This is a genomic window from Halorubrum sp. SP9 (assembly GCF_005435015.1).
Lineage (GTDB): Archaea > Halobacteriota > Halobacteria > Halobacteriales > Haloferacaceae > Halorubrum > Halorubrum sodomense.
Genome location: NZ_SGXU01000204.1, coordinates 1 through 731 on the forward strand (window position 1 = coordinate 1; position 731 = coordinate 731).

Genomic DNA, 731 nt, shown 5'->3' on the forward strand with positions numbered 1-731 from the left:
GGAGGTCGTGCGAGACGATGCTCGCGAACTCGTCGAGCTTGTCGCGCTCCCGCTGTAACTCGCGTTCGCGCTCTTTGAGGTCGGTAATGTCGGTCCCGGTCATGTACACGCGCTCGTAGGTCTCGGCGTACGCTTCGGGGACGTACAGTTGGAGGATCTGGTGCCGGCGCTTCCCGTCGAACGTGTTAGCGACCGTCTCGCCCCGAAACCGCGTCTTCCCGGCGGCGATGCCGGCCCAGAGTTCGACGGTGAGATCCCACGCCTCCTCGTCGAGGACCTGATCGACGTTGTCGAGGAGGTGCTCCTTCGAACGCGCCCCGTAGTACTCCACCGCGTTCCGGTTCACGTCGACCGTTTCGACCTCGTCGAAGAGCGCCGCCACTTCCGAGGGGTGCGAGTCGAGAAACGCCGCGACCTCCGTCGGGTCGACCTCCAGCGAATCCAAGTACAACTTCGCCGCCGAGAAGTCGTGCTCCCAGATGACGATCGGGTTGTTCTCGAACAGCATCCGATACCGATCGCCGGCAGCGCCGGTCTCCCGGTGGACATCGGCGTCGCCGGGGTCCCCTCCCATGGCTACTCAACGCCCCTGTTAGTATATAACTACTAACACGGATTCGGATACCGAGGGAATTCGAACCTGCGCCAAAAATGCCTCTCACGTTCGTTCGAGGCAGTATGCGCGGGACCGGATTTGAACCGGCGGACCCCTACGGGATAGCGTCCTAAGC

Annotated in this window: 1 pseudogene; it reads right to left on the reverse strand. The window is 62.7% G+C overall.

Annotated features, from left to right (window positions below):
- Positions 1-574, reverse strand: a pseudogene (locus tag EXE45_RS17215) (hypothetical protein); the annotation flags it as partial.
- Positions 575-731 lie beyond the last annotated feature (157 nt).